Annotated in this window: 8 protein-coding genes; 4 read left to right on the plus strand and 4 right to left on the minus strand. The window is 46.1% G+C overall.

Annotated features, from left to right (window positions below):
* The first annotated feature begins 59 nt into the window (after nucleotides 1-59).
* Nucleotides 60-995 (plus strand): glycosyltransferase family 2 protein, encoded by a 936-nt coding sequence (locus AB0L18_RS08500; protein ID WP_367392161.1) that lies wholly within the window; start codon nucleotides 60-62, stop codon nucleotides 993-995.
* A 54-nt stretch (nucleotides 996-1,049) separates the two neighbouring features.
* Here AB0L18_RS08500 and AB0L18_RS08505 read toward each other — a convergent pair whose 3' ends face one another.
* Nucleotides 1,050-2,108: a T9SS type A sorting domain-containing protein gene (locus tag AB0L18_RS08505; protein WP_367392162.1), complete on the minus strand. Its 1,059-nt coding sequence runs from the start codon at nucleotides 2,106-2,108 to the stop codon at nucleotides 1,050-1,052.
* Nucleotides 2,109-2,284: 176 nt separating this feature from the next.
* Nucleotides 2,285-3,331: a hypothetical protein gene (locus AB0L18_RS08510; RefSeq protein ID WP_367392163.1), complete on the minus strand. Its 1,047-nt coding sequence runs from the start codon at nucleotides 3,329-3,331 to the stop codon at nucleotides 2,285-2,287.
* A 165-nt stretch (nucleotides 3,332-3,496) separates the two neighbouring features.
* Between AB0L18_RS08510 and AB0L18_RS08515 the strand changes: the two genes are divergently transcribed.
* Complete coding sequence (locus AB0L18_RS08515) at nucleotides 3,497-4,960, plus strand: hypothetical protein (protein WP_367392164.1); 1,464 nt, start codon at nucleotides 3,497-3,499, stop codon at nucleotides 4,958-4,960.
* A 6-nt stretch (nucleotides 4,961-4,966) separates the two neighbouring features.
* Here AB0L18_RS08515 and AB0L18_RS08520 read toward each other — a convergent pair whose 3' ends face one another.
* The gene (locus AB0L18_RS08520) at nucleotides 4,967-8,359 is read right to left on the minus strand and encodes a methylmalonyl-CoA mutase family protein (RefSeq protein WP_367392165.1); all 3,393 of its coding nucleotides are present in this window, start codon (nucleotides 8,357-8,359) and stop codon (nucleotides 4,967-4,969) included.
* 546 nt (nucleotides 8,360-8,905) lie between these two features.
* Between AB0L18_RS08520 and AB0L18_RS08525 the strand changes: the two genes are divergently transcribed.
* On the plus strand, nucleotides 8,906-9,778 hold the full coding sequence (locus AB0L18_RS08525; RefSeq protein WP_367392166.1) for a hypothetical protein: 873 nt from the start codon (nucleotides 8,906-8,908) through the stop codon (nucleotides 9,776-9,778).
* A gap of 50 nt (nucleotides 9,779-9,828) precedes the next feature.
* Here the strand turns inward: AB0L18_RS08525 and AB0L18_RS08530 are convergent, their stop codons facing one another.
* Nucleotides 9,829-10,521, minus strand: coding sequence for an outer membrane beta-barrel protein (locus AB0L18_RS08530; protein ID WP_367392167.1), 693 nt, complete (start codon nucleotides 10,519-10,521; stop codon nucleotides 9,829-9,831).
* Between the two features lie 325 nt (nucleotides 10,522-10,846).
* Here AB0L18_RS08530 and thrS point away from each other — a divergent pair, with 325 nt between their 5' ends.
* On the plus strand, nucleotides 10,847-12,766 hold the full coding sequence (thrS, locus tag AB0L18_RS08535; protein ID WP_367392168.1) for a threonine--tRNA ligase: 1,920 nt from the start codon (nucleotides 10,847-10,849) through the stop codon (nucleotides 12,764-12,766).
* Nucleotides 12,767-12,935: the final 169 nt, after the last annotated feature.

A 12,935-nucleotide genomic window follows, 5' to 3' on the forward strand; every position in this document is an offset into this window, starting at 1 on the left:
CTCCAATAGGCTTTTAAAAGCAGAAAAATGCAGACCTTTGTATTTCATATATCTGCCTTATGTCAATAAAGTTATCGGTAATAGTTACGGTCTTCAACGAAGAAGAAAATGTAGTGCCTTTGATCCAGAAAATCAAGACGGCACTAAAAGACATTGAGTATGAATTGATCTACGTTGATGATGGATCAACGGATCGTACGTTGAAGACTTTGCGCCAGGAATTGTACAAACGCCTGGTGATCGTTGAATTTCGGCGCAACTATGGCCAAAGTGCAGCCCTGATGGCAGGTATTGATGTCGCACAAGGAGAATTTATTGCCACCATGGATGGTGATCTGCAAAACGATCCCGATGACTTGCCCAAAATGTTGGCTTTGGCAGAGGCAGACGAATTGGATATGGTAGCTGGCGAACGAGCTAATCGTCAAGATGGGATGTTTCTACGGAAAATTCCCAGCTGGATTGCTAATTACATTATCCGTACTTCTTCGGGCGTCCATTTACGTGATTATGGTTGTGCGATTAGGGTTATGCGCGGAGAAGTGGCCAAGGATTTGGGTTTATACGGAGAGTTGCACCGCTTTATTCCCGTGCTGGTCAGTCTGGAAACATCGCGCATTCAGCAAATTCCCGTCAAGCATCACGCACGTCAGTTTGGGCAGAGTAAATATGGTTTAGGGCGTACCTTCAAGGTCGTCAGCGACCTCCTGTTGATGCTTTTCTTTAAGCGCTACCTGGCCCGCCCCATGCACCTGTTTGGCAACTCCGGAATCATCATGTTCCTGGTCGGTGTTTTGATCAACCTCTACCTCTTGGGGCTCAAAGTTATGGGCCAGGATATTTGGGGGAAACCCCTGATGATCCTCGGAATGCTGCTTATTCTGGGAGGCATTCAATTCATCACCATCGGTATTGTGGTAGAAATTCAGGTACGAACGTATTACGAGTCGCAGGGGAAACGGCCGTACAGTATTAGGCATATTTTTCGGGCTTGATAAAACAGCGTGGTTGCACACTTTATGCAACCACACTGTCTTTGATATTTAAGCTTAGTGCTTGATAAACGATTTGGTGAAACGTTCACCCTGCTCGGAAGTTAAGAGCAGATGATACATACCTGCAGGCAGATCAGCCATACTAAATTGCAAAGTAGGATTGGCTACACTTTGGTTGTACTCCTTAAGTAACTGCCCTGCTGAATTAGTAATCTTAATATTAGCTTGCTGGTCTGGGGCTAAATTGTGAGTAATAAGCAGTACTTCGGTCACCGGATTGGGAGAAAGGCCAATAGATTGCCCGAAAAGACCCTGGTCAATTTGATCAGAGGAAGGAACACTACCTTGCAAGCATTCTTTACAACCTGTTATTGATACCCATTCTGTGTCGGAACTTTCACAAATTTCGCCAGCATCGTTGGTGTAAATTCCAGTGATAGTCACCTGGTACAAGCCATTACAATCGTAAGTATGGCGAGCAGATACCCATGTATCAACTCCCGTAGATACCTGAGAATCTCCCCAGTTGTATTCAATCTCCTGGAGTGTCCAGCAGCCATCTTGGGGTTCACTGGAGCCACTAACGTATACACTACAGCCGTTGACGTTAATGTTGCCGATGTTGATACCTAGATCTTCGGGGATACATACACACTCTTCCTCGCCACAATCAGTGATGGTCAGGGTGGTGCAGTCAGAAATTTCACAGGCTTCAGGTAGCCCTGTAGCCGGGTTGGTAACGACGACTTGCCTACGGGCACAGATGGTATAGACGCCGTCTGTAAAACATTGTCTCAGTGCTTCGTTAGGGCCTGTTGAGGTACCCATATTTATGCCAGGCCCGGAGATATTCCAATTTACAATATCGGATTGGGAAACAAGGCATTCGTTAAGTCCTGGAAACTGTCCATCGGGAGGTACAACAGTAACGGTATTGAATACAAAAGCATAGCAGCATTGGTCAAAAGGACTTTGAAAGGTGACGATAGGGTTGTAGACCAATTCACAGGAACAAGTTTGGCTCATTTGAGCATTCGCATTCCAGCTGGTGAGGATGAATAGGAAAATGGCCAGCATACGAGGAGCACTCGTTTTGATAAAAGAATTTTTCATAATGTAATCGGTTTTGGTAATTTTCAAGTTCAGATCATACTGATCGTGACTTTGAAAAAGCATGAAAAGATGCTTAAATCTCCGGGCTTTTATGGAGAACCAAAACTTCATAACAATCGTGTTTTCCGTAAAAAAACGCACTGAAAAATTCAGTGCGTTCTGTAATAGCGCGTCCTTTATAGCTTTAAAAAATATTTAAAATAGGGGGGCAAATCAGGTTGATGCCACTGCATGATATAGATTCCCGCAGGCCAATGGCTAACGTCTATTTCCAGTTGGTGTTGATCACCATTAGGGGCAAGGTTGAGCCAATTTCGACCAGAGATATCCCATATTTGCAGGAGGCCTTCCTGTGGTCTTTGGAGTAAAAGGAGGCTGTTGACAGGGTTGGGGCTTATTTTGAGATCAGTAGCGGATACTTGTTCGGTGAGCACTCGAATTTCGTCGTGTCCATCATAAATGAATTCACAACCATTGCACGCGGTGACGGTAATTGTAGCGTCGAGCAACCATTCAAATTCTACCTTTAGGTTTTGCTGGCTATTCTTTACTAAAGTCAGTAAAAACAGAGGAGTTCTTCCGTTTTGTTCTGTACCATAAAAACTACCTATGACTGGTCCTAACCCATTCAATTGAAATCCCAAAGGATTATAAGAAGGATTGCCCAGCGTAAGCTGACCTCCTGGAAGTTGTTTCAAAGCCAGGTCTATATTGACAATTTCTTCTCCAATGATGGTTTCAATATTTACGGCATAGCAGCCAATGGTAAACTGATCAAAATCAAGCTCTAGTACATCACCTGCCAGGACAGGGTAACTGGAGGTATTACCTTCGTTACTGCATTCCATTTGAAGGATAATGTCAACAATGACAATATCTGTTTTTACAGACAATGAAAGAGGACCACCATAAGGCCCGTCAGGGCAGTAGGATGCCCTAATCTCAATCGTGTAATCTACGCCAGGGAAAAGCCCCTGTTGGTCATAATTGTTGGTGGTCGTGATTGTCTGATTGATGAGGTTTCCCGTCGTGGCTTCGAATGTCCTTATCTGGTAGCTCGCTGCTCCGGGAACATTGTCCCAGTGGACGATTGCAAAATCACTGCCCTGACTAATGACGGTGCCCGAAGATGGGACAGGTGCAATGCATAGGCTTTGCGCAAATAGCAGCGGAGAACTCAAAAGCAACAACAGAAGATGAAAAAAATGGTGGCGAATTTTCATAGGGAATTTGATCTAATTTTCCGCGTTATCTCTCAAAAGCTGTTAAATTTAGCGGTAATTGCCTAGTTCTCTATGTTCACTTTTTTACGATTTTCCGTAGCAAGGCTCTCTTTGTAAAACAAAATAATATCAGGATGATGATTAAAAAATGAGTAACTAAGGTCCATGCCTAATCAGAAATTATTGGAGGTCGTCGAACACTTATCTTTTTCCCAGCGCAAGGAATTGCGCCTGTTTGTTGGTTCTAATTATCACAATAGGAAGTACAATAGAGGGAAAGTGTTACAACTGCTGGAGTTTATTCTAGATACACCAGCAGGCCAGGAGGAGGAGTTGAACGATAAGGAAAAACTAAACACATACTTTTTTCCTGAAAAACCCTTCGAGGAAAATGATAAAAACCCTATCGACTCTCTGGCTTCCGATCTTTTTAGCCTGGTAAGGGAGTTTTTGCTTCAGGAGGAGCAATCCAGCCAATGGACAAAAATTAGTGAATCTTTAGCGATGGCTAAGTTCTATCGATTAAATAACTTAGAACAGCGGTTTTGGCAGACGATCAAAAGAATTCGCAAGGAACTGAAGAAACAACAAATAAAAGACGAAAACTATTTTAAAGCTCAACTGCAGACGGAAGATGAAGTGGCTAGTTTCCAGAGTACCTTTAATACCTATACCGATGATTCCAATTTGGTGAAGGCTAATATTGCCCTTGATAGTTATTTTACTATATCGAAATTAGAAAAGGCAAGTGGGCTTCTTTTTCAACAACACATGGGGCAAGTTCAGACGGCTGAGTCGTTGTTATTCAGTGAGGCGATCATGGACCAGTTTATGGCTTATCAGGACATTCAAACGCCACTTGCACAATTGTACTATCTGGTGATAAAGTTGTTGCAAAATCCAATTGGTACCAATGATTTACAAGATTTTCTGGCTAAAGCAGAGAAGTACGAAAAGGAGATACCGCCAGCAAAGTTTCGCAATCTGATGGCCTTCTACCGTTATTTTGTTGGTCGAAAATATCAACTCACGGTCAGTGGGCAAGAGCTGCTGAATAAGCTTTTTGTGCTTTACCAAAAACATTTGGACAAAGGCTATTTTCACTTGGGTAACCAAGCTTGCTTACTTCCTGGTTCTCTAAAGTTGATGATTAATATAGCCATCAAAGTGAATGCTATCGACTGGGCGTCAAATTTGTTAGAGCGTTATCCCCCTAATCAAATTATCGGTACGCGGTATCCATTGGAAGCCCATAGCCTTTGTACAGCAGAAGTGTTGTTTGCTGAGAAAAAATTTTCTGAAGCGGAGCAACACATTGTTTATCGCAACTACGAAAATGTCAATTACAGCATTCTAGCAGATATTCTATTGATTAAGATTTACTACGAGACTGAAAACGACTTATTGGAAAGCAGAACTTCTGCCTTGAGCCAAAAAGTAAGGCGCTCAAAGCTTACTAAAGATGATAAACAGCGGTATTTGAATTTTCTAAGCCTGGTTAATCAATTGCTTAAATACCGATTGATTAAGCCAAAGAAAGCCTTGAAAAAACTCAAAAGCCAGGTACAGGAGCTTGTCCCAATTATAGAGAGGGAATGGTTACAACATAAATTACAGCAACTCCATTGACAGCACTTACATATTCCTCCGATACTGCCCCCCTACCTGATAAAGGGCGTGGGTGATTTGCCCCAAGGAGCAGTATTTGGTAGCTTCCAGCAACTCGTCGAAAAGGTTTTCGTTGGCAATGGCTGCGTCTTGAAGGCGTTTCAAGGCTGCGGTGCCCTCTTGTTGATTAGCACGCTTCAAGCGCTCCAAGGTTGCAATCTGTTGCTCCTTCTCTTCTGTTGTTGCTCGGATGACTTCGCCAGGGGTAATGGTGGGTGAACCCTCTTTGCTGAGGAAAGTATTGACACCAATGATGGGCAATTCACCGGTATGCTTCAACATTTCGTAGTGCATACTTTCTTCCTGGATTTTATTCCGTTGGTACATGGTTTCCATGGCGCCCAGTACGCCACCTCGTTCGGTGATGCGGTCAAACTCCAGCAATACGGCCTCTTCCACCAAGTCGGTCAATTCCTCAATAATGAAACTGCCTTGGAGCGGATTCTCATTTTTGGCCATCCCCAACTCATGATTGATGATCATCTGGATGGCCACCGCCCGGCGCACACTGTTTTCCGTAGGCGTAGTGATGGCCTCATCGTAGGCATTGGTGTGGAGGCTGTTGCAGTTATCGTAAATAGCGTAAAGTGCTTGCAGCGTCGTGCGGATATCGTTGAAGTCGATTTCCTGTGCGTGGAGGCTGCGCCCGCTGGTCTGAATATGGTATTTCAGCTTCTGACTCCGATCGTTAGCATTGTATTTCTGCTTCATGGCTTTCGCCCAAATGCGGCGGGCTACTCGGCCGATAACCGCGTATTCTGCATCCACCCCATTGCTAAAGAAGAAAGATAGGTTCGGCGCAAAATCGTCGATATTCATCCCGCGTGAGAGGTAGTATTCCACGAAAGTGAAGCCATTGGAAAGCGTGAAGGCCAGTTGAGAAATAGGGTTGGCTCCTGCTTCTGCGATATGATAACCGGAGATGGAAACCGAGTAAAAATTGCGCACGCCATGCTCAATAAAGGAGGCCTGCACGTCGCCCATCAGTTTGAGTGAAAACTCGGTGCTGAAAATGCAAGTGTTCTGGGCCTGGTCCTCTTTAAGAATATCAGCCTGAACGGTGCCACGTACCGAGCGGAGTGCTTTCGCGCGTAACTCAGCATAGATTTTAGGATCGAGTACCTGGTCGCCGGTAAGGCCCAGGAGCATCAAGCCCAAGCCGTTGTTTCCTTCCGGTAAATCACCGTAATAGGTGGGGCGGTCTAGCCCTTTGTCATCGTAAAGTTCTTTGAACTTGGCTTCGACTTGTTTTTCAAGGCCATGCTCTTTGATGTACAATTCACACTGCTGATCTACGGCTGCATTCATAAAGAAGGCACAAATGGTAGCGGCCGGCCCGTTGATGGTCATCGACACCGAAGTGCGCGGATCGCAAAGGTCGAAACCAGAGTAGAGTTTTTTGGCATCATCAAGGCAGCATACGCTTACACCCGAGTTGCCCACTTTGCCATAAATGTCAGGCCGATAATCGGGGTCTTCACCGTAAAGAGTCACCGAATCAAAAGCAGTAGACAAGCGCGCGGCGGGCATTCCTGCAGAGAGGTAATGGAAGCGCTTGTTGGTACGTTCGGGGCCACCTTCACCAGCAAACATACGGGTAGGGTCTTCGCCTTGCCGCTTAAATGGAAATACGCCCGCAGCATAGGGAAACTCACCGGGCACGTTTTCCTGAAGGCTCCATTGTAGGATGTCTCCCCATGAGCGGTATTTGGGTAAGCTTACCCGAGGAACTTTGGTATTGGAAAGCGTTTTGGTAAAGGTGGGTACTTTGATATCGCGACCCCGTACCTGGTAGATGTATTCGTCGGCGGTGTAACGTTGCACTTTGGACTCCCACTCTTCAAGCAGGTGCCAGTTGTGGCCATCGAGGTCGCGCTTGATTTCTTCCTGTAGGTTTTCCAAATCTTCTGTGCGCTTCGGATCGTCTTTGGCTACTGCCCGAAGGGTGTCAATGGTTTGCTGGATGCTGTAAAGGCGATCCGCAATATCTGCCTGATCTTGCGCCCATTGGTTGTAAGACCTGATGCTTTCTGAAATTTCCGAAAGATAACGAACGCGGGCGGGCGGAATGATGAAGATTTTCGCACTTTCTTCCAACGCACTCCCGCTGCTGGCAGCGGCCAGGCTGGTTCCACAGCGTTCATCAACCTTGGCGAGTAAAGATTGGTACAAGGCATTGACTCCGGGATCATTAAACTGGCTGGCAATGGCACCGTAAACGGGCATCTCTTCCAAGGGCTGATCCCAAAGCTGGTGGTTGCGTTGGTACTGTTTTTTGACGGAACGTAGGGCGTCCAGTGCACCTCTTTTGTCAAATTTGTTTACGGCAATGATGTCAGCAAAGTCCAGCATGTCAATTTTTTCCAGCTGGGTAGCGGCTCCAAATTCGGGCGTCATCACATAAAGGGAAACATCGGAGTGGTCGATGATTTCGGTATCGGATTGGCCAATACCGGAGGTTTCTAGAATGACGAGGTCGTAGCCTGCCACTTTCAAGATGTCAACGGCTGACTGTACGTGGGCCGAAAGTGCCAGATTGCTTTGGCGGGTAGCCAGGGAGCGCATGTAGACACGGTCGCCCGCGATGGCGGGGCTCACGGCGTTCATCCGGATACGGTCACCCAGGAGGGCACCGCCGGTACGCCGCTTGGATGGGTCGACGGAGATGATGCCTAGGGTCTTTTCCGGAAAATCGCGTAGGAAACGGCGGATGAGTTCATCCACCAGGCTGGATTTTCCAGCTCCACCCGTGCCGGTAATACCCAGTACAGGCGTTTTGATGGCGGCTGCTTTTTCTTGTAAGTCCTTGAGCCAGGTGGTGTTTTCTTCAGGGTAGTTTTCCGCAGCAGTAATCAGGCGGGCCACCGCGGTAGCTTTGCGGGAGGTAAATTCCTTTATTTCGCCGTTGATGTGCTCGCCGAGGGGGTAGTCTGCTTTATTCAATACATCATTGATCATCCCTTGCAAACCAAGCGTACGACCATCGTCGGGAGAATAGATACGGTCGATGCCGTAGGCGTGGAGTTCTTCGATCTCGGAAGGAAGAATGGTACCGCCACCGCCACCAACAATCTTGATATGACCAGCACCACGTTCTTCCAGCAAGTCGTGCATGTACTTGAAAAACTCGGTATGCCCACCTTGGTAAGAAGTTATCGCAATGGCCTGTGCATCTTCCTGAATGGCTGTCTCCACAATGTCTTGCACGGAGCGGTTGTGCCCCAGGTGGATGATCTCGGCACCGCTGGATTGCATGATGCGGCGCATGATATTAATGGCGGCATCGTGGCCATCAAAAAGGCTGGCGGCGGTGACAATGCGAATTTTGTGTTGCGGTTGGTAGGGAGCTACTTGCTGCATCAGTTGCGGTATTGGTTAGGACAGTCTAATACTTGCTTCAACAAATGGTTGGAGCAAGGGTTTTAATTTGGTGGCGCAAAGATAGCTAATTGCATATATACCGGGAAATATTGGCTACAATAGCCCCTCATTTGGTTAGCAAAAAAAGCGCACAGCATAAAATCTAAAAAATTAATTATTACTGCTACCAGACCTACGGGTAATCTAATGCTTACGTGCCCACTATTTTTTCCGAAAAACAAAGTTTAATAATTGGTGAAAGAGGTTTCCTGATCAACTATTCACTTTGCAGTGAAAGTATTAGTAGTAGCCAATACTAAGGTGTTTTATTTAAGGAAAAAGGTATCTCTACTGTAAAGAATGTCTCCCCTCAAGGTAAATCTTCTCCATATACCTTACCCGATGATCCACCAGGCTCCATCCCTAGAATAGGGTTAATGTTTCAGTTTCGTATTTTGGGACTTAATTTTCCGAAATTCATCCTGTTTACCAATAACATAAAACGGGGTCAATCCCGGTAAACATAGCTCATTTAAGACTAAAAAAATGTTCAAAAACTTCTCGCTCTACGGTCTTTTATTCTTAATATTTTCATGTGAAACGGCCAATTCTCAGCAAACTACAAACACTGAAGTAAGCAAGATTGTGGTTATAGAAATCTACAAAGCTATTTCAACAGGTAATGACGTCACTCGTGGTGATACCGTTAGTATAAGAATAGAACATTTTAATACCTCCGGAAAACTGATCTATGAGTACAACGAAATTCCCCCCATTAATCACAGTCTGGCGGTAAACTATATTTACGATTCTTTGCAGCAATTGACTAAAAGTCGTTATACGACAACAAACAGAGGAAAAGAAAGAGGCTTTGAGGTTGTTTATACCCACAACGCTTCTGGGCAAGTAGAGAAGGAAGAATTTTTTAAGTTTAATCAACCGGATAATCCCTATGAATGGGGTCATCATCGTTTTGATGATTCTGGAAAAAAGCGGGAAACGCTGGAAGCCAGTAACTACAACATAGAACCGGATACAAGGCATGAATACCATTATTATCCTGATGGAAAAATGGAATTAGAAATGTTATACGACCAATTCAATAACTTAGGCAGCTATATAGAGTACGGTTATGATGACAAAGGGAATGTGGCCAAAAAATGTACTTTTGATTCGCGTGGGGAGCTGGAAAAATGTGATTATCGTACTTATGATAATTATAACAGACTGCTTACTCAAGGCGAAACACACAGGCAGCTTAAAGCAGGTGAATTACCGATCAGACACAACTACTACAGCTATACCGATATCGACGACAGTGGCGACTGGGGAATTAAGATAAAATACCTCGCCAATAGTGCGGGAGACAAAAGGCCATTAGAGATTTGGTTTCGAACGGAGACAGATAAATTAGACTGAACTATAAGAGCATGCCGTGATCGGAGTGAACGAAACTTATTCTTTTGGCCTTATAACTTATAATACAAAGTAATACCCATACCCCAAGTACTGTAATTGAAGGAATAATCATCTGCTTTGTAAAGCAGGGTTCCTGCGATAGCGAGTTTAGGCGATAAATCTTTGGCAATACCTACACTCAAGCGAGGGGCGTATTTGGACCAAGTAAAGAAGGACCGATCTTGCTCTTCGGTGACCACAGCGGTCTGAAGATCGGTTAACTTCGTTTTCCGGTTGTGGCTCATGTGGTAACCCACGCCAGCTTCTACAAAAATGGACAAGTTTTCCTTCTGTACCAAGTCGTACTGGACGAGTAAAGGGATCTCCAGAAAAGAAATCGTGGCTTCACTTTTAAATTGACATTCGTAATTGGGATTGTTGATGATGATATTGTAAGCACTCTGAGGCGGATATTCGGGGTCAGGAAAATGGACACAGTCATAATTTTCTTTACGGTTGTAAGCATCTAGCGCGATCCCGATACTTAGTCGCTTGTTTAGTCTAGCCATCGCCCTTATCCCGTAGCGAAACTGGAATTGATTTCCGTAGCCAAGACTATTGTATTTAGGGGCTTCAGCAGTTGTTACGTAATCCACGGCCGTGGAAATACCCAGCGAAAATCTACTTTGAGCGGTAGCAGCGTATTGCGCAAAAAACAGGAAAAGGAGGAAGAACGCACTTACTTTCAGAGAAGTGTTTTTCATGTCAACGTAGCTTGTTTATGAAAAATAAACAGTAAGTGATGGTAATTATTAGAGGAGACACAATTTTAACGAATGAGGATTTACTTCGAGCTTTCGCTAAATTATTCTTTTCAATCTACCATATACCCCGCCACACTTGCTAACTTTGCGGCCAGTTTTTAGACGAGGGGAACTTTATTGGTGGATAGGAAGCTTATTTACCTTAAATATTTCCATCTTCTGAGATCTACTATCTATCACAAGCCACCGGGAACGGCTGGGCGGGAGCTAGTGTTGTCGTAGAACACTTACCCGTCTGAGCAATCGGCGGCTATAACTATTGACAATGATCAATATTACTTTACCAGATGGTTCGGTGCGCCAAGTAGAGAGCGGCTCATCGGCTATGGACGTGGCTAAATCCATTAGTGAGGGTTTAGCACGTAATGTGCTCTCGGCCAAAGTAAACGGAGAAGTATGGGACGCCGACCGCCCCATCACCACCGATGCTACTTTGCAATTGTTTACCTGGAATGACAAGGACGGCAAAGCGACCTTCTGGCATTCTTCTGCCCACTTGATGGCCGAAGCACTGGAGGCCCTTTATCCAGGTATCAAACTAGGTATTGGCCCTGCTATCGACACGGGCTTTTACTACGATGTGGATGCTGGCGACCGCGTCATCAGTACCAACGACCTGCCTGCCATTGAAAATAAAATGCAGGAGCTGGCCCGCGAAAAGAACGACTACGTTCGCAAAGACGTCAGCAAGGCCGATGCCATTGCCCACTTCAAAGAAAAAGGCGACCAGTACAAACTGGAACTGCTGGAAGGCCTGGAAGATGGTCAGATCACCTTCTACACCCAGGGCGGGTTCACCGATTTGTGCCGTGGGCCACACATCCCAAATACCGGAGCCATCAAGGCGGTAAAGCTGATGAACGTAGCTGGAGCTTACTGGCGCGGCGACGAGAAAAACCAGCAGATGACCCGTATCTATGGCGTTTCTTTTCCTAAACAGAAAGAACTGACCGAGTACCTGGAGTTGCTGGAAGAAGCCAAAAAACGCGACCACCGCAAGTTGGGCCAGGAACTGGACCTGTTCATGTTCAGTGACCGGGTAGGGGCTGGCTTGCCGATCTGGCTCCCTAAGGGCAACGCCTTGCGCGAACGCCTGATGAACTTCCTGCGCGAAGAACAGGAAAAGCGCGGCTACAAGATGGTAACAACGCCGCACATTGGTAAAAAAGAATTGTACGTGACTTCTGGTCACTACGAAAAATACGGGGAAGACAGCTTCCAGCCGATCAAAACCCCTCGGATTGATGAGGAGTTCTTGCTGAAGCCAATGAACTGTCCGCACCACTGTGAAATTTTTGCGCACCGGCCACACTCTTACCGCGATCTGCCTTTGCGTATTGCGGAGTTTGGCACCGTTTACCGCTACGAGCAGAGTGGCGAGCTACACGGCCTGAGCCGTGTACGGGGCTTTACCCAGGATGATGCCCACATCTTTTGTACCCCCGACCAGTTGAAGGAAGAATTCCTGAACGTGCTGGACCTTACGGAAACCGTACTGAAGAAGATGGGCTTTGATGAATTCACCGCCCAGATCAGCTTGCGCGACCCAGAGAACCCTAGCAAGTACATCGGTTCGAAAGAAAATTGGGAAGCTGCGGAAAGTGCCATTATCAATGCCACCAAGGAAGTGAACCTGTCTACGACCACGGAGTTGGGAGAAGCGGCCTTCTACGGTCCCAAGCTCGACTTTATGATCAAGGATGCGCTGGGACGTTCCTGGCAGTTGGGGACGATCCAGGTGGATTACAACCTACCGGAGCGTTTTGGTCTGGAGTACATCGGTGCGGATAACAAAGCCCACCGTCCGGTGATGATCCACCGGGCACCATTTGGTTCAATGGAGCGCTTTATCAGTATCCTGATTGAGAACACTGCCGGTAAATTTCCGCTGTGGCTCACGCCCGAGCAGTATGCGATCTTACCGATCAGCGATAAGTTCAACGACTATTGCGAGGAGGTGCAGCAGAAGCTGGCCACCCACGATATCCGTGGCTTCATTGATGACCGTAACGAGACCATTGGTCGTAAGATCCGTGATACAGAATTGAAAAAAATTCCGATCATGCTGATCGTTGGCGAGAAAGAAGCGGAAGGCAATGCCGTTTCTGTCCGTATCCAGGGCGAAGGCGACAAAGGCGCGATGACCATTGAGGAGTTCGTAACTTACTTCAAAGAGTTGTTGTAGCGGAGAGCAGCCCACTCGCGCCGCTCGTTGTGTTTAAGTAGTAGCGGGATGAGTGATTAGGTTGCGTATACTCAACAATTCAGTGACAAGATCATTAGGGCGGAACAGATCATGTTTCGCCCTACTTATACTAAAGAGTAGGTATCTTTCGGCCTCATATATTTGCGTA

The organism is Lewinella sp. LCG006 (genome assembly GCF_040784935.1).
In the GTDB taxonomy this organism is placed as follows: domain Bacteria; phylum Bacteroidota; class Bacteroidia; order Chitinophagales; family Saprospiraceae; genus Lewinella.